Source organism: Clostridium sp. CTA-7 (genome assembly GCF_054768095.1).
The window spans coordinates 1-21,940 of the sequence record NZ_BAAAAV010000002.1; the positions used below are offsets into that span (position 1 = coordinate 1).

Sequence of the window (21,940 nt, forward strand, 5' to 3'; positions counted from 1 at the left end):
TCAATCAAGTTATACCATCATTAGCATCTATACCAGGTGTATTATTAAAGATTTTCCCATACGTTGTTACTTTAATAGCGTTAGTACTATTCTCTAAATCATCACAAGCTCCAAAGGCTTCTGGTGAACCATTTGATGCTGGTAAGAGATAAGAAAGAATATGGAGGTTTAAGCTATGAAAATATTTATAGATACAGCAAATGTAGATGAAATTATATCTGCAAATGATATGGGGGTGATTTGTGGTGTTACCACAAATCCTTCTTTAATAGCAAAAGAAGGAAGAGATTTTAAGGAAGTTATAAAAGAAATAACTACTATAGTTGACGGACCTATAAGCGCAGAAGTAATTAGTCTTAAATATGATGAAATGGTAGGTGAAGCACTTGAGCTATCTAAAATTCATCCAAATATTGTTATAAAGGTACCTATGACCATAGATGGGCTAAAGGCAGTTAAAATATTATCTTCTAAGGGAATAAAAACTAATGTTACATTAATATTCTCTACTGCACAAGCTTTATTGGCTTCTAGAGCCGGAGCTAGTTATGTAAGTCCTTTTATTGGAAGAGTAGATGATATAGGAAGTAAAGGTATTGAACTTGTAAAAGAAATTGCATCAGTTTTTAAAACACATAATATAGAGACTGAAATTATAGCCGCAAGCGTTAGAAATCCTATACACAGTATAGAGGCTGCTTTAGCTGGAGCTCATATAGCTACAATACCATACAATGTTTTAGTTCAAATGACTAAAAATCCATTAACTGACATAGGGATAGAAAAATTCTTAAGTGATTGGGAAAATAGTAATAAGAAATAGAGAAATATATAATTTTATTATATGGTATGGTCATTAACTGTTAATTTATTTTTTAATCATATTAATGAAGTAAAAGCATTAATATGATTAAAATAATAAATTTTAAAACTACTTTTATTAACGACATCTGAAGTATTAACTAGAGATAATATAATTTATATCTAAGTACTTTAGATGTCTATTTTTATGGTTATTATTAATAATAACATAAATAAAAAATTAGGAGGGGTAAAATGAGAATTAAGAGAAATCTAAAAAAATTCTTAGCTTCTGCAGTAGCTTTTACTTTTATAATGGGTAATTTGCCAATGAATTTAGTAAAAGCAGCTGCTGAAGAATTAAACGCTAAAACAGTTCAAATTCTTGCAACTACAGATTTACATGGAAAATTTGTTCCGTATGATTATGCAAGAGCAACAACATCATATGGAGGATTAACTCAAATATCAACATTAGTAGACCAACAAAGAGAGAAAAATCCGAATACTATACTTGTTGATAATGGAGATAACATTCAAGGAAATTATAATCATTTATTTTTGAATGATGAAAAAAATCCTATGATGCTAGCAATGAAAGATATAGGATATGATTCATTTAATTTAGGAAATCATGAATTTAATTTTGGTATGGACAAGTTATTTAAAATAACGAATCAAATCAAAGATGATGTAAAGGTTTTATGTGCCAATTTATACAAGGATGGAAATAGAGTTTTTGATGCATATACAATCAAAGAATTACCTAATGGAATAAAAGTTGCAACAATTGGTGTTGCTACTCCACATATTGACAAGTGGGATGGGCCAAATTTAGTTGGTTATACACCTACTAATCCAACTGAAGAAGTTGCGAAGGTTATCAATGAAATAAAAAAAGCTGGTGGTGCTGATGTATATGTAGTTACAGCACATATGGGTTTCAATGGTGAATACGGCAAGGGAGATTCAGCAAAGGAACTTGCCGAAGCAAATCCAGATGTTGATGTAATTGTTATGGGACATAGTCATGAAACCGATGTTAAAAAAACAGCTGGAAATGCAATTTTAATTCAACCAACCAATAATGCCGGAAGTTTAGGCAAAGTAGAAATTACTTTAAAAGCAACTGAAAATAATGGATATGAAATAAAAGATAAAGTAGGATCATTTATATCTGTAAATAAGGATGTAGCTGAAGATAAAGCTTTATCAGAAGCTTTAAAAGAATATGACAATAAGGCAAAGGCAGATGCTAGTATCGTTATTGGTAAATTAGAAGGACCAAGTTTAGCAGACAAAAATGAAATAGCTGATATTCCAGAATCTTTGGTTAGAGATCAAGGTATAACAGATTTGGTTAATGAAGTTCAATTATATAACAGCAAAAAACACTTAGAATCAAAGGGAATAGATCCTAATTCAGGATATCAAGTATCTGCAGCTGCATTGTTTGATGCAAGTTCAAATATGTTATCTGGAGACATAAAGAAATCAGATGTATCAAATATATATAAATATGATAATAAACTTTACACAATAAAAACAAATGGAAAGCAACTTAAGAGATTTATGGAATGGACATCATCCATATATAATACATTTAAAACTGGAGATTTAACAGTATCATTAAATCCTGATATAAGATTGTATCAATATGATATGTTTGATGGTATTAGTTATGAAATAAATATTTCTAAGCCAGCAGGAAAAAGAATTGAAAATGTAAAGTTTGAAAAAGATGGAAAAGCTGTTGGAGATAATGATATAGTTTATTTATCAGTAAATAACTATAGATATGATTCAATACTTAATGCAACTACAAATCCTGTATTTGAACCAGGAACGCATGAAAAAATATATGATACAAATAATGATAAAATCTCAGATATGAGAGATTTAATAACTGATTATATAGTTAAAGTTAATGGTGGAACTATAAAAAGAAATATAGATAACAACTGGAAGTTAACAGGGGTTATTTATGATGAGGCCTTAAGAGCACAAGTAGTTAAATTAGTTAATGAAGGTAAATTAACTATACCTAAAACAGAGGATGGAAGAACTCCAAATGTAAAGAGTTTAACTTGGAGTGATGTTTTAAAAGCTCTAAATACAAGACGAATAGATATAATGAGTTTTAATGATTTTCATGGAAATGTAGAAGAAAGTGGCAAGAATGTAGGAGCAGCTAAATTAGCAACTGCTATTAAAGATAGAACATCTTTAAATGATTCAGCAAATTATGAAGCAATCCCATTATCAGCAGGAGATTTATATCAAGGAACTGCTATATCTAATTTAACTCATGGAGCACCTGTAACTGAATTCTTAAAAGAAATAAAATTAAAAGGTTCAGCAATTGGTAATCATGAATTTGATTGGGGAAGAGAAAATATACAAAAATGGGCTAAAGAAGGTGAGTTCGAATTCTTAGCAGCTAATATAGTTGATAAAAAAACAGGAAAAGCTGTGGATTGGGCAAAACCTTATAAGATTATTGAAGCAGATGGTTTAAAGATAGGTATAATAGGAATAACAACACCAGAAACTGCTTATAAAACAACACCAGAAAATGTAAAGGATTTAAGTTTCTTAGCTCCAGCAGAAGTAGTTAATAAATATGCAAAACAACTAAAAGAGCAAGACAAAGTAAATGCAGTAGTCGTACTTTCACACTTAGGAGCTAAACAAGACCCTGCAACAAAAGAAGTAACTGGAGAAGCAGTAGATTTAGCTAAGGCTGTAAGTAATGTAGATGGAATAATAGCAGCACATGACCATCAATTCACTAAAGCAAAAGTAAATAATATAAATATAATTGAAGCTGGATATAATGGAAGAGGATTAGGAACACTTTCATTTGATTTTGATGAATCTGGTAAACTTCTAGCAGTTAATTCTAATTTAGATGAACTATATAAGAGAAGTTCAAATATAGTTCCAGATGAAAATGTTTTAAATATAGTTAATAAGTATAGAGATGATTTAAGATATGTACTAGATGAAAGGATAACAGACTTAAGTGTTGATTTAGAGCATGATAGCTATAATGGGCTAACACCACTTGGAACAGTTATATCAGAAGCAATGAGAAAAATAACTAATTCAGATATAGCTATTACAAATGGTGGAGGAATAAGAGCTCCATTATCAGCAGGTGTTCTAACAATGGGAAATTTATATACAATAATGCCATTTGACAATACTCTATTTACAATGGAGTTAAAAGGTTCAGATATTAAAACTGCTATAGAACACGGAATAATGCCAGGCAATATGGGATGGGGTCAATTCTCAGGAATAAAGGTTTGGTATGATAAAGATGCTAAAGCAGGTGAAAGAGTTACATCTATTAGATTAGCAGACGGTACACCTTTAGATATGAATAAATATTATAAGGTAGTAACTAATGACTTTATGGCAAGTGGCGGAGATGGATATGACTTCAGCAATGCAAGAAACATGTCAGATACTAACTTAGTTATGAGAGATGAGATAATAAAAGAGTGGAAAGCTAATGGTGTAAATACCAATATACAAGAACTTTTAATAGCTGGTGTTGATGATACAAAGGATAATACAAAACCTGAAGAAGGCGGAAACACAGGAGAAAATGGAAGTACAGGAGAAACAGATAATAATGGGAATAAGGGGGATAACAATAACCCAAACAATTTACCAGCTACAGGAGGACAAAATTCAATGAATTTATTAATATTTGCTTTATTAATATCTGGAGTTGGATATGTTATGTTTAGAAAGAAGACAGAAGAAAAAGCTAATTAGTAATAAATAATTGTTTAAAGAACTATCTTATAATCTAAGATAGTTCTTTTTAAATATGTAAGTATTAAAATGATAAATTAGGAAATAATAGTAATAAAGCAATTAATAAAATTATCTTGAAAAATTAATTATATTAATTCATAATATAGGTACATATATAAAATCTATGAGATTCATATCTTTAAATTTATATCTGAAAATATCCCAAGTGAAATTAATAAACTATTTAAAACTTTGATTTGTATCATAGTTAATTTTATTAACTATAATTATGCTATAAATAAAAATAATATATGGAGGTGTAGTTTTGACTAAAGAAACATATGAAAGAAAAACTTTAGCAGAATTAAAAGAAATAGCCAAAGAGCTTAACATAAAAAATATAAGCAAGCTTAAAAAAAGCGAATTAATAGATGCAATAATTGAGAATTCACCAAAAAGTATAGAAAAGAATGGTGTAATATTACAAGAAAAGATAACTCCTAAGGTAAGAGTAGAAGATATAAGCGCAACAAATAATACTTTTACTAAGGAAAATAAAGAGGAAAATAAAGAAGAAAATAAAGAAGAGAAAAGAGAAAGATTAAAGGTTATGATAAATGAATCTAATACTGCAAAAGGAGTATTAGAGATATTAGAAAATAATAGCTTTGGATTTTTAAGATGTAGCAATTATCAAACAGGTGAAAATGATGTTTATGTATCGCCTTCTCAAATAAGAAGATTTAATCTTAGAACTGGGGATGAGGTAGAAGGAAAAGTTAGAGAAGCAAAAGAAGGAGAAAAATTCAAGGCGTTACTTTATGTTGAAAGAGTAAATGGAGAAAATCCTGAAAGAGCTGTTGGGAGAAAATCTTTTGAGACTCTAACACCTATTTATCCACAAGAGAGATTACATTTAGAAACTGATAATGAAGGTGATTTATCATCAAGACTTATGGATATAATTTGTCCTATAGGTAAAGGGCAAAGAGGAATAATAGTTGCTCCGCCTAAGGCAGGTAAGACTACTTTATTAAAGAAGGTTGCTCAAAATATATCTAAAAATTATCCAGATGTAAAGCTAATAGTTTTACTTATAGATGAAAGACCAGAAGAAGTAACAGATATGAAGAGATCTATAAATGGAGATGTTATTTACTCAACTTTTGATGAGGAGCCTCAAAACCATGCTAAGGTTTCTCAAATGGTATTAGAAAGAGCTAAAAGAATGGTTGAGCAAGGAAAAGATGTAGTTATATTATTGGATAGTTTAACAAGATTATCTAGAGCATATAATTTAACTATTACTCCAACTGGTAGAACTTTATCAGGTGGATTAGATCCAGGAGCATTAATAATGCCTAAAAAGTTCTTTGGAGCAGCGAGAAACATAGAAGAAGGTGGAAGTTTAACTATACTTGCAACTGCTTTAGTTGATACAGGTTCTAGAATGGATGATATGATATTCGAAGAGTTTAAAGGAACAGGAAACATGGAAGTGCATCTAGATAGAAAGCTTCAAGAAAGAAGAATCTTCCCAGCAATAGATATATACAAGTCAGGAACTAGAAAAGAAGACTTAATTCTATCAGAAGAAGAAAAAGAAGTTGCATATTCTATAAGAAGAGTTATGTATAGAGATGGAAATGTAGAAAATGTAACAGAAAAATTAATAAATATGCTTTCCAAAACTAAAAGTAATAAAGAGTTTATAAGTATATTTACAAAAAGTGAAATAGAAAAGAAATAATAAAATGCGTATAAGGGAATTACTCTTATACGCATTTATTACTTTAATATTAATTTATCAGCTAAATCTACTATACTTTGTTTAGAATAACAAGAAGATAATTTAGATAGTTTAAAACGCATTTGTTCTAATTCTTTAGGGCTAGAAATTAAATTATCTATTTCTAAATTTAATTCAAGTAGATTATCTACATATAGGGCATAGCCGTTAGAAGTTAAAAATTCTACGTTTTCTGTTTCTTGCCCAGGAATAGCAAATGGAATTAATAAAGGTAAGTTTTTATTTATAGCTTCACTTACTGTCAAACCACCAGGTTTACTTATTATTAAATCAGAGTATTCCATTAAAGAATCTATATCTTTAGAAAAACCTAATATGTGAAGTTTTTTATCTTTAATTGAATACTTATATTCATTTAGTAAAGTTTCTTTTAGATTTTCATTTCTACCACAAACTACCGTTATCCTAAGTTTATTTGAATTATTTAACAATTCTTTTAAAACGTAAGAAATATTTTTTAGTCCCATGCTACCACTCATTAATAAAATATTAAAGTAATCATCATTTTTAGCAGTTTTAACGTCAAAATTATTTTCTAAAAATTCATCTTTTACAGGAATTCCAAATGGAAAAATTATTCTAGAATCTATTCCTCTATTAGATAACTCTTTTCTTGTATATTCACTTGCTGTTATATACGCATCTATATTCTTATCAATATAAGTTGAATGAGCTTTAAAATCCGTTACTATAACTATAGTTGGTTTATCTAGGCCTTTTCTTTTAAGAGAGCCCATTATATTTACAGCAAATGGATGAGTAACTAAGATAATATCAGGATTAGTAGAGTTAATAAGCTTTGACAACTTTTTTCTAGTAAAAGAAAATACTATAGATAATAGTTTGTTCGTAAGCTTTGTATCTGTAATTTTGTATCCCAATCCATAAGTTTTAGGAAATAATGAAGCTGATATTTCATATCCTGTAATAAATAACCTAGTTAGAATTTTACTATTGTTCTTTAAAAAGTCATGACGTATTATTTCGTAACCAGACTTTTCAAAGGAACTAGATATAGAACTTGCTGCTTGATTATGACCTTCTCCTGTAGAAGTAGTTAATATTAAAATTTTCTTCATGATCATATAACACTCACTTTTCTAAAATAACATAATAAATAATTACCATTATATTATAATACAAATTTTAAAATAAAGCATAGAAAAGTAAAATTCTAAGATAAATTTAAGAAACAAAAGAAAAATGGGAAAGACTAAGTCTTTCCCAGAATTTCTATTTGTTAAGATTAAATCTCTTATTGAATTTGTCAACTCTTCCGCCAACATCAATGATTTTTTGTTTACCAGTGAAGAATGGGTGGCATTTAGAGCATATTTCTACTTTAAGTTCATCTTTAACTGAACCAGTTGTAAAAGTATTTCCACATGCACACTTAACTACAGCTTCGTGGTTGTATTTTGGATGTATGCCTTCTCTCATATTTTTCACCTCTTTCGACTACTTAAATAACCATTTGAGTATATCATAGGAGCATAGTTGAGTCAAGTTGGTTACATAATAAAAATATCTTTGATTAGTTGTAATATAAAATGCTATAATCGTAATATATCTAAGGAAAAGGAGACGTATTATGAGTAAATTATATTTTAGATATGGAGCTATGAATTCTGGAAAATCAACACATCTTATGCAGGTAGCACACAATTACGAGGAAAGAGGAATGAAAGCTATACTAATGAAACCTTCTACTGACAAAAAGGGTGGGGAAAATTTAGTTTCTAGATTAGGTGTTGAGAGAAAAGTAGATTTAGTTATTTTTAATGATGACAATATATTGGAAAAGGTTCAAGAATATAGAGATATCAACAAAGATATAGATTGTATATTAGTAGATGAAGTACAATTTTTAAAAGCAGATCAAATAGACCAGTTATTTGAATTAGCAGTTGTACTAGATATACCAGTGATTTGTTATGGTTTAAGAACTGATTTTAAAATGCAAGGTTTTGAAGGAAGTACAAGACTGCTATTACTTGCTCATAGCATAGAAGAAATGAAAACAATATGTAAGTGTGGAAGGAAAGCTGTGCTAAATGGAAGAAAAATTAACAATAGATTTGTTTTTGAAGGGGAACAAATTGCTATAGATAATGTAGATGATGTAGAATATGAATCTTTATGTGGACACTGCTATTTTAAATACAAAAATAATTTATAAATAGGAAGAGTGGTAAAATGAAAAAGTGTGATGTTGGAGGACAAGCTGTTATAGAAGGTGTTATGATGAGAGGGAGTAAAGGCCAAGCTACTGCTGTTAGAACACCTAATAAAGAGATCGAAATAGATTTTAAAAAGATAATTCCTATAACTAAAAAATATAAATTTTTAAATATTCCTTTTATTAGAGGTATATTCGTACTTGTTGATTCATTAATTACAGGAATAAAAACATTAAATTATTCAGCATCTTTTTTTGAAGATGAGGATGAAAGTGAATCAAAATTTGAACTTTGGCTTAAAAATAAGTTTGGCGAAAAAAGTAATGACTTAATAATTGGTGGAACTATGATTTTATCTTTTGCTATTGCAATAGGATTATTCGTTGCATTACCTACAGCAATTGCATCAATATTTAATTTATTAAATTTATCACCTGTAGCTTTAAATTTAATAGAAGCTGTAGTTAGAATAATAATCTTACTTATATATATGTATTCTATAAGTAAGATGGAGGATATATATAGAGTTTTTCAATACCATGGAGCAGAGCATAAATCAATATTTTGCTACGAAGCTGGTGAAGAATTAACTATAGAAAATGTTAAAAAGTTTAGTAGGTTTCATCCTAGATGTGGAACTAATTTTTTATTTTTAATTATGTTCGTAAGTATAATTATATTTAGCTTTACAGGATGGGGAGGTTTCTTAGAAAGAATTTTATTAAGAATATTACTAATCCCAGTTGTATCAGGAATAACATATGAGTTAATAAGATGGCTTGGCAAAAATAATAATAAATTATCTAAAGTAATAGCATATCCAGGTTTAAAGCTTCAAGAGCTTACAACAAAAGAACCTGATGATGATCAAATAGAAGTTGCTATTGCAGCTCTTATGAGTGCAGAGGGAATAAAGCCAAAAGAAAATACCATAGGTGAGTTACTTCAAATAGGCTCAAAGAGATTAAAGAGCAAAGAAATAGAAAACTATATGTTAGATACACAATTATTACTAGGAAATGTTTTAGCAAAGGATAAATTGTATATAATAACAAATAGAGACAAGAAGGTTTCTATTAATGATGAAAAAGAATTTTTTAAGTTAATAGAAAAAAGGGAAAATAGAATGCCTATTAAGTATATTTTAGGTGAAACTGAATTTATGGGTTTAGATTTTAATGTAAAAGAAGGAGTTTTAATTCCAAGAGGAGATACAGAAGTTTTAGTTGAAGAGTTATTAAAGCTTATTCCAGAAGATAAAAGTTTAGATGTTTGTGATTTATGTTCAGGAAGTGGTGCTATCGGAATAGCTCTTGCTCATTACAGAAAAAATATAATGGTTGAAGAAATAGATTATTATAAAACTCCAGAAGAAGTAACCAAGGAAAATATTATTAAGCAGGGTTTAGAGGATAGAGTTAAATTTATCAAAAGTGATTTATTAAAAGAGCCTATAGCCAAAGGAAAAAAATATGATATTATTGCATCAAATCCACCATATATAAGAGAAGAAGAAATAATTAGTTTAATGGATGATGTTAAAGATTATGAGCCTCATACAGCTTTAGATGGAGGGGTAGATGGATTAGACTTTTATAGAAGAATAATAGAAGAAAGTAAACTTGTTTTAAATGAAAATGGAATACTTGCATTTGAAATAGGTCATGATCAAGGTGAGGAAGTTACAAAACTGATGAGTTTATCAGGCTTTAATAGATTGAAAGTATTTAAAGATTTGGCAGGATTAGACAGAGTTGTACTTGGTTACTTTACTTATTGATAAATTTCTATCTTTTGTGATATAATAGGTAGATGTTAAAAAATATAGTACGGAGTGATATTTATGTTATTAGATAAATTGGCTTTTATAGAAAATAAATATGATGAATTATCTGTAAAGATATCAGATCCTTCAATTATGGCTAATCAAACAGAATGGAGAAAGCTATGTAAGGAACACGCTGATTTAGAAATTATAGTTAATGCATATAAGGAATATAAAACTGTTGTAGAAGATTTAAGTGCAAATAAAGAGATGTTATCAGAAGAAAGCGATAGAGAAATGAGAGAAATGCTTTCAGAAGAAATATCAATGCTAACAGCTAGAGAAGAAGAGTTAGAAAAGCATATACAAATACTTCTATTACCTAAAGATCCTAACGATGACAAGAACGTTTTTGTAGAAATCAGAGGGGGTGCAGGTGGAGATGAAGCTGCTTTATTTGCAGCAAATCTTTTTAGAATGTACACAAGATATGCAGAAACTCAAAGATGGTCAGTAGAATTAATGAGTGCAAATGAAACTGATATAGGTGGATTTAAAGAAGTAGTATTTATGATTAAAGGTAATGGAGCTTATTCAAAGCTTAAGTATGAAAGTGGAGTTCATAGAGTGCAAAGAGTTCCAGATACAGAATCAAGTGGTAGAATTCATACTTCAACAGCAACAGTAGCAGTTTTACCAGAAGTTGATGATGTTGAAATAGAAATAAATGAAAAAGACTTAAGAATAGACGTTTATAGATCTTCAGGTAATGGAGGACAATGTGTTAATACAACAGATTCAGCAGTAAGAATTACACATTTACCAACTGGCGTTGTTGTTGCATGTCAAGATGAAAAATCACAATTAAAAAATAAAGAAAAAGCTATGAAGGTTTTAAGATCTAGATTATACGAAGCTGCAGAAGCAGAGAGAAGTGCTGGTATAGCAGAGGATAGAAAGAGTCAGGTAGGTTCGGGTGATAGAAGTGAAAGAATCAGAACTTATAATTATCCTCAAGGAAGAGTTACTGATCATAGAATAGGATTAACCCTTTATAAGCTAGAATCATATTTAAATGGTGATATAGAAGAAGTAATTAATGCATTAATTACAGCAGATCAAGCTGAAAAAATGAAAAATATGGGTAATACTGACGCTATTTAATAAAAAAAGCCTTGCATTTAATTATGTAGGGCTTTTAAAGTAGGTGGGAAGAATGAAAATAAACAAAGCATTAAAAAAAGAAAAGAATCATAAAAAGCAATTCTTTATATTAATGTTAATATTATTTACAATACTTCCTTTAGTAGCTTTCTTATCACAAATTAAGGTTATATTTTTATGGGTATATTTAGCTATAATAGAATGTTTAATAACAATAGCTTGCATAACAAAGCTAAATTATCATAGGTTAAAATTTACTTGTAGCAACAATAAGCTTAAGTTTAAAAGTGGGTTGTTTTTTAAAGAATCAGTAATTATATGTGATAAAGTGGCAGTGGTACATACAGATAAAACTAAGGAAGATATGGATATAATACTAATAACTATTGTTAAGTTTAGAAATAGATATTTAAAAGAAATAACAAAAGGATTTATTAAAAGGTATCCAGAAGCTGCAGAAGAATATTTAAAGGCTAAAAAAATAAATCCAGAAGAAACATACTATTTTCAAGTTATAAAAAGAGGTGCTCTTAAAAAGTATAATTTATTAGATGAAATATATAAAAATTGTGTTAGGGCATCATACACATCTTCTGCTATAGAAAACATAAAGATAGCTAGAGAGCAAATAGAAATATAAAAAGAAAGAAGGTAGGACTTTTGGAAACAAAGGTAGCTATTATCAAAGATATTAATAATGATATTAAATACATAAAAGAAGCAGCTAAAATTATAAAGGATGGAGGAATTGTTACATTTCCAACAGAAACTGTATATGGATTAGGAGCTAATGCGTTAAATGATAAAGCTGTAGAAAAAATATTTAATGCAAAAGGAAGACCACAAGATAATCCTTTAATAGTTCATGTTTCATCAAAGGATATAAATAATCTGGTAAAGAATGTACCAGAAGTAGCACAAAAGCTTATAAATAAATTTTGGCCAGGACCATTAACAATAATATTAAATAAAAAAGAAATAATTCCTAATAGAACTAGTGCTAATCTTGATACAATAGGTATTAGAATGCCTGATAATGATATTGCATTAAAACTTATAGAGTTATCAGGATGCCCTATTGCAGCTCCTTCAGCTAATATTTCAGGAAGACCAAGTCCAACAGAAGTTGAAAGATGTATTGAGGATTTAAATGGAAGAGTTGACTATATTGTTGGAGGAAAAAGAAGTAATGTTGGAGTGGAATCTACTATAGTTGATTGTACAGTTAACCCACCAGTAGTATTGAGACCTGGTGGTATAACATTAGAAATGTTAAAGGAAGTTAATAAAGATATAAATATTGATGAAGCTATAAAAGGAAAACCAAATGAAAATTTAAAGCCAAAAGCTCCTGGAATGAAGTATAGACATTATGCACCGAAGGCAAAATTAAAAATAATAAAGGGAAATAAAGAAAAAACTATTGAAAAAATTAATGAAATGGTACAAAATTATATAGATAATCAAAAAGAGGTTGTAATATTATCAACTGATGAATTATATAATAATTTCAATAATTGCAAAGTAATTTCTTTAGGAAGTGAAAAGAATCTATATGAAGTAGCGAGGAATCTTTTTGAGTCACTTAGAGCTTGTGATGATTTAAATGTTGATGTGATTTTATGTCAGGCTTTTGATGAAAAAGGTGTAGGGCTAGCTATAATGAATAGATTAAATAAGGCATCAGGTTTTGATATAGTAGAAGTATAATTAGGGAGGGAAGGGGGATACCTTTTCCTTTTTATTATATAAAATTTACCATTATAATGGTTAGGAGGTACATTCTTATGAAGATAGCATTAGGCTCAGATCATGGTGGAGTTGAATTAAAGGAAGAAATAAAAAAATATTTAACTCAAGAAGGATATGAAATAAGGGATTTTGGAACTAGTTCCAATGAATCATGTGATTATCCAGATTATGCTATACCAGTAGCAGAAGCAGTAGTAGCAAAAGAATTTGATTTTGGAATTTTAGTATGTGGAACAGGAATAGGAATAGGAATTGCAGCAAATAAGATTCCAGGTGTAAGAGCAGCTTTATGTAGTGATACGTTTAGTGCACATGCCACAAGAGAACATAATGATGCAAATATATTAACTATTGGACAAAGAATTGTTGGGCCTGGATTAGCTTTAGACATAGTAAAAACATTTTTAAATACTAAATTTGAAGGTGGAAGACATCAAAATAGAATTAATAAAATAACAGAGTTAGAAAAAAGATATAATAAATAATATAATTGTTAATGCAATAGGAGGAATATAAATGAGTAAAGTAACACAAATAGATCATCCATTAATATTACATAAGTTGGCTTTTATAAGAAGTAAGGAAACTGGTTCAAAGGATTTTAGAGAACTAGTAGAAGAAGTTTCAATGCTTATGGCTTACGAAGTAACAAGGGATTTAAGTACAGAGGAAGTAGAAATAGAAACTCCAATTTGTAAAACAAAGTGTAAGATGTTAGCAGGTAAAAAAATGGCTATAGTTCCTATCTTAAGAGCAGGCCTTGGAATGGTAGATGGTATGCTAAAGCTTATACCAGCAGCAAAGGTTGGTCATGTAGGATTATATAGAGATGAAGAAACTCTTCAACCAGTAGAATACTTCTGTAAGTTACCTCAAGATATAGCAGAAAGAGATGTAATAGTAGTAGATCCAATGTTAGCTACAGGTGGATCAGCAGCAGATGCTATAACTATGTTAAAGAAGAGAGGAGCTAAGAATTTAAGACTTATGTGCTTAATAAGCTCTCCAGAAGGTATAGAGTTTGTTCAAAAAGCTCATCCTGATGTAGATATATATGTTGCTGGAATAGATGAAAAATTAAATGAACATGGATATATAGTTCCTGGGCTTGGAGATGCAGGCGATAGATTATTTGGAACTAAATAATTAAATTAATATAAATAAGGAGTAGCTTTTTATAAGTTGCTCCTTATTTAATGTCGAGGAAAGTATAAAAATTTAAAGTTTTGAAAATGTGATTATATAAGGCTTTTAGTAATTCAATGTAAAGAAGTAGAGTTGTTTTATACTTTCCTAACCTTCAGTTTGTAAGTGACATATGTAAGTTTGCGTTGACTTGGAGCGGAGCGAAGGAATAAGTAAACTTACATATCGCTACTTTTTTATTATTGAGCATAAAAAAGATATCTCAAATATATTTAAAAAAAGTTAGATTAATAGAGTTTAAATATAGAAAAATTAAGGCTTAAGATAGAGCAATATTTGTTTATTTGCTAGTAAGAGTGTATAATTATATAAGCATTGAATTTACGAAAATATGTAATAATTAAACTAGAATAAAGCTTATAAAAAATAGAAATAGTAAATATTAATAATGGAAATAATTTAATTTATATATAAATCAGGAGGAATCTAGAATGAATAAGAAAAAAGTTATAACTATATTTGGAACCAGACCAGAAGCTATAAAGATGGCTCCTTTAGTAAAAGAACTAGAAAAAAGGGAAGGAATAGATTCAAAGGTTTGTGTAACAGCACAACATAGAGAAATGTTAGATCAAGTATTAGATTATTTTGATATAAAACCAGATTTTGATTTGAACATAATGAAGAGCAAGCAAACTTTAACTGGAATAACTAATAGGGTTCTAGAAGGATTAGAAGAAATATTTTTAGAAGAAAAGCCTGATATGATACTTGTTCATGGGGATACGACTACTACATTTTCAGGAGCACTTGCAGCCTTCTATCAACAAATTAAAGTTGGGCATGTTGAAGCAGGTCTCAGAACCTTTGATAAATATTTTCCATTCCCTGAAGAAATGAATAGAAAACTTACGGGAGCATTAGCAGATTTGCATTTTGCACCAACAAAAGGTTCTAAAGCAAATCTTTTAAGAGAAGGTGTTAATGAGAAAGATATCTACATAACTGGTAACACTGTTATTGATGCTATGCTTCACACAGTAAAGGAAGAATATATATTTGAAAATGATATACTAAACACGATAGATTTTGAAAATAAAAAAGTTATAATGATTACTGCTCATAGAAGAGAAAACTGGGGGCAAGGAATAGAAAATATATGTGATGCATTAAGTAAGATAGTAGAAGAAAATAAGGATGTAGAGCTAGTATATTTAGTGCATTTAAATCCAGTTGTTAAGGATGTTGTAAACAGAAAATTAGGAGACAAGGAAAGAGTTCATTTATTATCACCATTAGATACTAAAGAAACTCATAATTTAATGAATAAGTGCTTTATGGTAATGACCGATTCAGGTGGACTACAAGAGGAAGCACCACACCTAGGAAAACCAGTATTAGTTCTTAGAGATGTAACAGAAAGGCCAGAAGCAGTTGAATATGGAACTGTAAAATTAGTAGGTACTGATATTGAAAAGATAATAACTGAAGCTAATAATTTAATAAATAACAAAGATGAATATACTAAAATGAGTAAGGCTGCTAATCCTTATGGAGATGGTTTAGCATCAAAGAGAATTGCAAATATAATTGAAGATTATTTTAACATAAGAACGTTAGAAATAGATGAATTTTTAAGATAGATTTTGAAAATTATGGTTGAATAAAAGGGATAAAGTGATATAATTAAATTGTGTTAATTGTTTAACAAATTAGATAATTCTGACTATTATATGGAGGAGATGTGGATTATGAGAGAAGTTATAATTGCAAGTGCAGTAAGAACTGCTATTGGTTCATTTGGAGGAGCATTAAAAGACGTATCAGCAGCAGAATTAGGAGCAGTAGTAATAAAGGAAGCTGTAGCTAAAGCAGGTATAAAGGGTGAATTAGTAGAAGAAGTTGTAATGGGTAATGTTATTCAAGCAGGGCTTGGACAAAATGTTGCAAGACAAGCAGCTATAAAAGCTGGATTACCAGTAGAAGTACCTGCTATGACAATAAATAAAGTTTGCGGATCAGGTTTAAGAACGGTTGCATTAGCAGCTCAAATGATAAAAGCAGGAGATGCAGACATAGTTGTAGCTGGTGGTATGGAAAATATGTCTCAAGCTCCTTATCTATTAAAAACATCTAGATGGGGCCAAAGAATGGGCGATGGAAAAATGGTTGATTCTATGATAAATGATGCCCTATGGGATGCATTTAACAATTATCACATGGGAGTAACTGCAGAAAATATAGCTAAAGAATGGAATTTAACAAGAGAAGAGCAAGATGAATTTGCAGTTAACTCACAATTAAAGGCTGAAGCTGCTATTAAGGCAGGTAAATTTAAAGATGAAATAGTACCAGTTGTTATACCACAAAGAAAGGGAGAGCCAAAGGTAGTTGATACTGATGAATATCCAAGGTTTGGTGCTACAATTGAAGGAATGGCTAAGTTAAAGCCTGCATTTATAAAAGATGGCACAGTAACTGCAGCTAATGCATCTGGTATAAATGATGGAGCAGCAGCTTTCGTAGTTATGAGTGCTGAAAAAGCAGAAGAATTAGGTATTACACCATTAGCAAAAATAGTTTCTTATGGACAAAAAGGATTAGATCCTTCAATTATGGGATATGGACCTTTCCATGCAACAAAAAAAGCTTTAGAAGTAGCAAATTTAAAAATTGAAGATTTAGATTTAATAGAAGCCAATGAAGCTTTTGCAGCTCAAAGTTTGGCAGTTGCAAAAGATTTAAATTTTGATATGAGTAAAGTTAATGTAAATGGAGGAGCCATAGCATTAGGCCATCCAGTTGGAGCATCAGGTGCAAGAATATTGGTTACATTACTTCATGAAATGCAAAAGAGAGATGCTAGAAAAGGTTTGGCAACTTTATGCATAGGTGGAGGAATGGGAACAGCTCTTATAGTTGAAAAAAAATAACTTTATATATAAAAGCTCTCGATATAAAATCGAGAGTTTTTATTTTGATATGAATTATAAAGATATTAATAGATAATAATAATAAATGAGAAAATATAATATTTACAATATAAAAGTGATATGTAGAACTGTATAAAATTTAAAGTAATATCTATAATAAGATTATTAAAACCTATATAACTGTTATATATATATAAAATATAAATACATACAAAAATATTTAGGAAAAATTATAAAGAAAAAAACTAAAAAATGAATAATCGAATAAATATTTATTCATCCTTTAAAATAGACACTAATAAATTATTACAGTATAAATGAATAAAAATTCATATAAACAAACAAAAATTGAAAAAAATGTAAATTTAATTTGAAAAAACTATTATGAAAATGATAACAACGGTAAAAATCTATATTTATAATATTCTGAATATTCTTCAAAATGAATAATAATTCTTTGATATTACTACACGAGAAGAAAATAGATGTAAAAATGAAGTTTGTTAAGTAAATAGAACTTAAATACTTAAAATCGTTAAATATAGATGTTAAATGTATTATATGAATAAATATAAGATTTTCATTAATGTTTTCAGAGTAATATAATAACAAGAGTTAGTTGGGAGTGAGGATAAAATGAGTAGAGAAATGAATAAGTTAATTTCTAATATGATAAAATATGATTTAATAGCAGGATTCATTTTTGTACTTATATTATCCTTTCTAATAGACTTAAAAGTGGCTTGTGTATTTTTATTAGGATTAATAGTATCATTAACAAATTCTATAGTTAGTGGATTAATCTTAGAATATTCTTTAAATAATGATAAAAGTATATTTTTAATTCTTGGATATATTATAAGAATATTTACTATCATTGTTATAGCATTGCCATTTTTAAATAACTTAATACAACTTATATCATATCTTACAGGATATTTATCACATTTTGTTTTGATAGTATTCTATTGGATAAAAACAGGGAAAGGAAGTGATTAAGTGGAACCACTAGAACCAATATGGTCTTACGTTGCTGGGCCAATTAAGATTGAAATAGTTCCAGAGGTGGTAATGCAGTGGATAACCATTGTGTTAATAGCTATTATTGCTATATGGTCAACAAGAAATATGAAGCTCAGACCTAATAAAAAGCAAGCAATAGTAGAATCTATATATACTATGTTAAAAAATGTAGTAACGGCTAATATGGGAGAAGAGTTTTTAGACATTATTCCTTTTATAGGAAGTTTAGCGGTATTTTTATTGTTTATGAATTTTACTGGATTAATAGGACTTCCTGTACCAACAAAGAACTTTACTGTAACAGTGGCATTAGCCTTAATAACTTTTTATATGGTACAATTTTATACTATACGAAAATACGGTTTGAAAAGTTATTTCGGAGGATATACATTCCCTCTTGCTATAATTACACCAATAAATATATTAGAGAGAATAATGCTTCCAGTATCATTGGCACTGAGACTATTTGGTAATATACTAGCAGCTACATTCTTAGTAGAATTGTGTTATGAAGCATTGCATCACATAGGATTTATAGCACAGATAGGAGTTCCTGTACCGTTACATGCATATTTTGATATTTTTGACGGTGGTATTCAAACAGTAATATTTGTAATGTTAACGATGATAAATATTAAAATGATAGCAGAACATTCAGGACATACAGAGCATTAATTTTTAGTTAAGTATTATATTAATTTATTAATTATATAATTATTATATTGTTTTATATTAAAGGAGGATTTTATTATGGAAATATCAATGAGAGCATTAGGAGCAGCTATAGCTGTATTAGTAGGTATAGGAGCTGCAATTGGAATAGGAAATGCAACAGCTAAGGCTGTAGAAGGAATATCAAGACAACCAGAAGCTAGTGGTAAGATAACTACTGCATTAATGCTTGGATCAGCTTTTGCAGAAGCAACTGCGATTTATGGCTTATTAGTATCAATCCTTTTAATATTCGTTGGAGTAAAATAGTGTCTTATGGCTCCAGAAGGGAGGTAGTTATATATGTTAATGGAAATAAATCCTAGCACCCTTATAGCCACTATAATTAACTTTATTATTCTTTTTGCAATTTTAAAATATTTCTTTTTTGCTAAGGTTGAGGCTATTGTTAGTGAAAGGGAAAATCTGATTAATGATCAACTAGATAATGCAGAAGAAGAATCAGAAAAAGCAAGAATGCTAGCAATAGAAAATGAAAGAGTATTAAAAAATGCTAGAGAAGAAGGTAAAAAAGTTACTGAAAGATATAAACAAAAAGCAGAAAAAATATATGAAGAAATAGTTGAAGAGGCTAATCAAGAAGCTAAGGTTATTTTAGAGAGGGCAAAAGTAGAAATCAATAGAGAAAAGGAAAAAGTAGAATATCAATTAAAGAAAGAGGCTATAGATTTAGCTATTGAACTTTCTAAAAAGGTTATAGAGAAAAATATAGATGAAGAAAAGAATAGAGAGTTAATTGGAGAATTTATAACCAAGGTAGGTAATTCATAATGTATGAATATTTAGACCGTAGATATGCATTAGCTCTTTACGAAGTAGCAGAAGAAAAAGGAAAAGTTCAACAGTATCTTCAAGATTTAAGAGAAATTTGTAACCTTATAGAAACAAATAAAGAATTCTACGAAGTAATTAAACACCCTCAAATTAGTACAAAAAAGAAAAAAAGGACTTTTATAAATATATTTAAAGGTCATATAGATGAGGAATTATTATCATTTTTATTAATTCTTATAGAAAAAGATAGAATACTTTATTTAAAAGAAAAGTTAAAGGAAATGGAAAAAATAGATTTAGAGAGAAAAAACACTCTAAATGGAATAGTAAAGACCACAGTTCCTTTAAATGAAGAAGAGTTCAGTAATTTAAAGTCTAAATTAGAAGAAAAGTATAATAAGAATATTATGCTTGAACAGATTATTGATGAAAGCATTCTTGGAGGAATATACGTAAGAGTTAATAATGATGTTATAGATGGAACAGTTAAATCTAAATTAGATGAGCTAAGAGATTTGATGCTTAGAACAGAATAGAGGTGAAGGTATGAATATTAAGCCTGAAGAAATAACTTCCATAATCAAAAAGGAAATAGAGAGATATGAAAAAGAAATAAAAACTGTAGACTCGGGTACTATAATCCAAATTGGTGATGGTATAGCAAGAGTTTACGGGTTAGATGATTGTATGGAAGGTGAATTATTGGAATTCCCTAACAATGTTTATGGAATGGCTTTAAACTTAGAGCAAGATAACGTAGGTTGTGTTCTTTTAGGATCAGAAGAAGGAATAAGAGAAGGCGATATCGTTAAAAGAACTAATAAAATTGTTGAAGTACCAGTAGGTGAAGCTTTATTAGGAAGAGTAGTTAACTCATTAGGAGATCCTATAGATGGAAAAGGTCCTATAAATAATTCTGGTTATAGATCAATAGAAGTACCAGCTCCTAGTATTATAGACAGAAGCTCTGTTAATGAGCCTTTACAAACAGGTATAAAAGCAATAGATTCTATGATACCGATAGGAAAAGGCCAAAGAGAGCTTATAATTGGAGATAGACAAACAGGTAAAACAGCTATAGCTTTAGATACAATATTAAATCAAAAAGGTAAAGATGTAATTTGTATTTATGTTGCTATTGGACAAAAACAATCAACTGTTGCAAATATAGTTAATACTTTAGAAGAGTTTGGTGCATTAGATTATTCTATAGTAGTAAGTGGTACAGCTTCAGAATCAGCACCATTACAATATTTAGCTCCATATGCAGGATGTAGTATGGGTGAATATTTTATGCATCAAGGAAAAGATGTACTTATAATTTATGATGATCTTTCTAAGCATGCAGTAGCTTATAGAACAATGTCATTATTACTTAGAAGACCACCAGGCAGAGAAGCTTATCCAGGAGATGTTTTCTATATTCACTCAAGATTACTAGAAAGAGCAGCTAAGCTTTCAAAAGAGAATGGTGGAGGATCTTTAACAGCTCTTCCGATAATTGAAACCTTAGCAGGTGATGTAACCGCATATATACCAACTAACGTTATCTCAATAACAGATGGTCAAATATTCCTAGAAGCAGATTTATTCCACTCTGGACAAAGACCAGCAGTAAATGCAGGTATATCAGTATCAAGAGTTGGGGGAAATGCTCAAATTAAAGCTATGAAACAAGTATCTGGTACTTTAAGATTAGAGCTTGCACAATATAGAGAGCTTGAGTCATTTGCTCAGTTTGGATCTGACTTAGATAAAGATTCTAAGAAGAGATTAGAAAAGGGTAAGAGATTAGTAGAGATATTAAAGCAAGATCAATATTCACCTATGGCAGTTGAAAAACAAATAGTAATTTTATATGCAATAGTGAAAGACTTTTTATCAGATGTCAAAGTTAGTGATGTTAGAAAGTTTGAGAGAGAGCTTTTAGAATATATGGATACTCATAATAGAGAATTATTAAAGAAAATAGTTGAAGTTAAGTCTTTAACTGATGAAATAAATGTAGAATTAGAAAAATCTATATTAGAGTTTAAGAAAATATTCTTACAAGATGCATAGCTTAAATAGCTATGCACTTCTTTAGGAG

20 protein-coding genes and 1 pseudogene are annotated in these 21,940 nt (G+C 29.2%); 19 read left to right on the top strand and 2 right to left on the bottom strand.

Annotated elements, in window-relative coordinates:
• The 4 genes and pseudogenes from ACYUEX_RS02990 to rho all read left to right on the top strand — a co-directional run.
• A pseudogene (locus ACYUEX_RS02990) lies at nt 1-152 on the top strand (ABC transporter permease); the annotation flags it as partial.
• Nucleotides 153-175: 23 nt separating this feature from the next.
• Entirely contained in the window at nt 176-823 is a 648-nt protein-coding gene (gene fsa, locus ACYUEX_RS02995) for a fructose-6-phosphate aldolase (protein ID WP_460286518.1), read from the top strand.
• A 233-nt stretch (nt 824-1,056) separates the two neighbouring features.
• Entirely contained in the window at nt 1,057-4,590 is a 3,534-nt protein-coding gene (locus ACYUEX_RS03000; RefSeq protein ID WP_460286519.1) for a 5'-nucleotidase C-terminal domain-containing protein, read from the top strand.
• A 307-nt stretch (nt 4,591-4,897) separates the two neighbouring features.
• Nucleotides 4,898-6,322 carry a transcription termination factor Rho gene (gene rho, locus ACYUEX_RS03005; RefSeq protein ID WP_460286520.1) on the top strand — a complete coding sequence of 475 codons (1,425 nt, stop codon included), beginning with the start codon at nt 4,898-4,900 and terminating at the stop codon, nt 6,320-6,322.
• Nucleotides 6,323-6,360: 38 nt separating this feature from the next.
• Here rho and ACYUEX_RS03010 read toward each other — a convergent pair whose 3' ends face one another.
• Complete coding sequence (locus tag ACYUEX_RS03010; RefSeq protein ID WP_460286522.1) at nt 6,361-7,461, bottom strand: MGDG synthase family glycosyltransferase; 1,101 nt, start codon at nt 7,459-7,461, stop codon at nt 6,361-6,363.
• A gap of 154 nt (nt 7,462-7,615) precedes the next feature.
• Nucleotides 7,616-7,822: a 50S ribosomal protein L31 gene (rpmE, locus tag ACYUEX_RS03015; protein ID WP_008676589.1), complete on the bottom strand. Its 207-nt coding sequence runs from the start codon at nt 7,820-7,822 to the stop codon at nt 7,616-7,618.
• A gap of 151 nt (nt 7,823-7,973) precedes the next feature.
• On the opposite strand from rpmE, the gene ACYUEX_RS03020 reads away from it, so the two are divergent.
• The 15 genes from ACYUEX_RS03020 to atpA all read left to right on the top strand — a co-directional run bounded on the left by ACYUEX_RS03020 (nt 7,974) and on the right by atpA (nt 21,912).
• Nucleotides 7,974-8,561 (top strand): thymidine kinase, encoded by a 588-nt coding sequence (locus ACYUEX_RS03020; protein ID WP_460286523.1) that lies wholly within the window; start codon nt 7,974-7,976, stop codon nt 8,559-8,561.
• A gap of 17 nt (nt 8,562-8,578) precedes the next feature.
• The gene (gene prmC, locus ACYUEX_RS03025; RefSeq protein WP_460286524.1) at nt 8,579-10,342 is read left to right on the top strand and encodes a peptide chain release factor N(5)-glutamine methyltransferase; all 1,764 of its coding nucleotides are present in this window, start codon (nt 8,579-8,581) and stop codon (nt 10,340-10,342) included.
• Nucleotides 10,343-10,405: 63 nt separating this feature from the next.
• The gene (prfA, locus tag ACYUEX_RS03030; RefSeq protein WP_460286525.1) at nt 10,406-11,491 is read left to right on the top strand and encodes a peptide chain release factor 1; all 1,086 of its coding nucleotides are present in this window, start codon (nt 10,406-10,408) and stop codon (nt 11,489-11,491) included.
• Nucleotides 11,492-11,543: 52 nt separating this feature from the next.
• Entirely contained in the window at nt 11,544-12,131 is a 588-nt protein-coding gene (locus tag ACYUEX_RS03035; protein ID WP_460286526.1) for a hypothetical protein, read from the top strand.
• Between the two features lie 20 nt (nt 12,132-12,151).
• Nucleotides 12,152-13,201, top strand: coding sequence for an L-threonylcarbamoyladenylate synthase (locus ACYUEX_RS03040; RefSeq protein ID WP_460286527.1), 1,050 nt, complete (start codon nt 12,152-12,154; stop codon nt 13,199-13,201).
• Between the two features lie 77 nt (nt 13,202-13,278).
• Nucleotides 13,279-13,728 carry a ribose 5-phosphate isomerase B gene (gene rpiB / locus ACYUEX_RS03045; protein ID WP_411168994.1) on the top strand — a complete coding sequence of 150 codons (450 nt, stop codon included), beginning with the start codon at nt 13,279-13,281 and terminating at the stop codon, nt 13,726-13,728.
• A 31-nt stretch (nt 13,729-13,759) separates the two neighbouring features.
• Complete coding sequence (gene upp, locus ACYUEX_RS03050; RefSeq protein WP_411168993.1) at nt 13,760-14,389, top strand: uracil phosphoribosyltransferase; 630 nt, start codon at nt 13,760-13,762, stop codon at nt 14,387-14,389.
• A 491-nt stretch (nt 14,390-14,880) separates the two neighbouring features.
• Nucleotides 14,881-16,032, top strand: coding sequence for a non-hydrolyzing UDP-N-acetylglucosamine 2-epimerase (gene wecB / locus ACYUEX_RS03055; protein WP_460286528.1), 1,152 nt, complete (start codon nt 14,881-14,883; stop codon nt 16,030-16,032).
• Nucleotides 16,033-16,140: 108 nt separating this feature from the next.
• Nucleotides 16,141-17,322 (top strand): acetyl-CoA C-acetyltransferase, encoded by a 1,182-nt coding sequence (locus ACYUEX_RS03060; RefSeq protein WP_460286529.1) that lies wholly within the window; start codon nt 16,141-16,143, stop codon nt 17,320-17,322.
• 636 nt (nt 17,323-17,958) lie between these two features.
• Nucleotides 17,959-18,321, top strand: a complete 363-nt coding sequence (locus ACYUEX_RS03065; protein WP_460286530.1) for an ATP synthase subunit I — start codon at nt 17,959-17,961, stop codon at nt 18,319-18,321.
• A complete protein-coding gene (locus ACYUEX_RS03070) occupies nt 18,322-19,020 on the top strand; it encodes a F0F1 ATP synthase subunit A (protein WP_322412599.1) in 699 nt (232 codons plus the stop codon).
• Nucleotides 19,021-19,095: 75 nt separating this feature from the next.
• Entirely contained in the window at nt 19,096-19,326 is a 231-nt protein-coding gene (atpE, locus tag ACYUEX_RS03075) for an ATP synthase F0 subunit C (protein WP_008676605.1), read from the top strand.
• 39 nt (nt 19,327-19,365) lie between these two features.
• On the top strand, nt 19,366-19,848 hold the full coding sequence (locus ACYUEX_RS03080; protein ID WP_411170729.1) for a F0F1 ATP synthase subunit B: 483 nt from the start codon (nt 19,366-19,368) through the stop codon (nt 19,846-19,848).
• Complete coding sequence (locus ACYUEX_RS03085; protein ID WP_460286531.1) at nt 19,848-20,387, top strand: F0F1 ATP synthase subunit delta; 540 nt, start codon at nt 19,848-19,850, stop codon at nt 20,385-20,387. The genes ACYUEX_RS03080 and ACYUEX_RS03085 overlap by 1 nt, the downstream gene beginning before the upstream one ends.
• A gap of 10 nt (nt 20,388-20,397) precedes the next feature.
• Nucleotides 20,398-21,912, top strand: coding sequence for a F0F1 ATP synthase subunit alpha (gene atpA, locus ACYUEX_RS03090; RefSeq protein ID WP_411168988.1), 1,515 nt, complete (start codon nt 20,398-20,400; stop codon nt 21,910-21,912).
• The last annotated feature ends 28 nt before the right edge of the window (nt 21,913-21,940 follow it).

Coding starts and splice junctions, on each gene's coding strand:
- fsa (WP_460286518.1), top strand. CDS start 176: ATGAAAATATTTATAGATACAGCAAATGTAGATGAAATTATATCTGCA.
- ACYUEX_RS03000 (WP_460286519.1), top strand. CDS start 1,057: ATGAGAATTAAGAGAAATCTAAAAAAATTCTTAGCTTCTGCAGTAGCT.
- ACYUEX_RS03010 (WP_460286522.1), bottom strand. CDS start 7,461: ATGAAGAAAATTTTAATATTAACTACTTCTACAGGAGAAGGTCATAAT.
- rpmE (WP_008676589.1), bottom strand. CDS start 7,822: ATGAGAGAAGGCATACATCCAAAATACAACCACGAAGCTGTAGTTAAG.
- ACYUEX_RS03020 (WP_460286523.1), top strand. CDS start 7,974: ATGAGTAAATTATATTTTAGATATGGAGCTATGAATTCTGGAAAATCA.
- prmC (WP_460286524.1), top strand. CDS start 8,579: ATGAAAAAGTGTGATGTTGGAGGACAAGCTGTTATAGAAGGTGTTATG.
- prfA (WP_460286525.1), top strand. CDS start 10,406: ATGTTATTAGATAAATTGGCTTTTATAGAAAATAAATATGATGAATTA.
- ACYUEX_RS03035 (WP_460286526.1), top strand. CDS start 11,544: ATGAAAATAAACAAAGCATTAAAAAAAGAAAAGAATCATAAAAAGCAA.
- rpiB (WP_411168994.1), top strand. CDS start 13,279: ATGAAGATAGCATTAGGCTCAGATCATGGTGGAGTTGAATTAAAGGAA.
- upp (WP_411168993.1), top strand. CDS start 13,760: ATGAGTAAAGTAACACAAATAGATCATCCATTAATATTACATAAGTTG.
- wecB (WP_460286528.1), top strand. CDS start 14,881: ATGAATAAGAAAAAAGTTATAACTATATTTGGAACCAGACCAGAAGCT.
- ACYUEX_RS03060 (WP_460286529.1), top strand. CDS start 16,141: ATGAGAGAAGTTATAATTGCAAGTGCAGTAAGAACTGCTATTGGTTCA.
- ACYUEX_RS03065 (WP_460286530.1), top strand. CDS start 17,959: ATGAGTAGAGAAATGAATAAGTTAATTTCTAATATGATAAAATATGAT.
- atpE (WP_008676605.1), top strand. CDS start 19,096: ATGGAAATATCAATGAGAGCATTAGGAGCAGCTATAGCTGTATTAGTA.
- ACYUEX_RS03080 (WP_411170729.1), top strand. CDS start 19,366: ATGGAAATAAATCCTAGCACCCTTATAGCCACTATAATTAACTTTATT.
- ACYUEX_RS03085 (WP_460286531.1), top strand. CDS start 19,848: ATGTATGAATATTTAGACCGTAGATATGCATTAGCTCTTTACGAAGTA.
- atpA (WP_411168988.1), top strand. CDS start 20,398: ATGAATATTAAGCCTGAAGAAATAACTTCCATAATCAAAAAGGAAATA.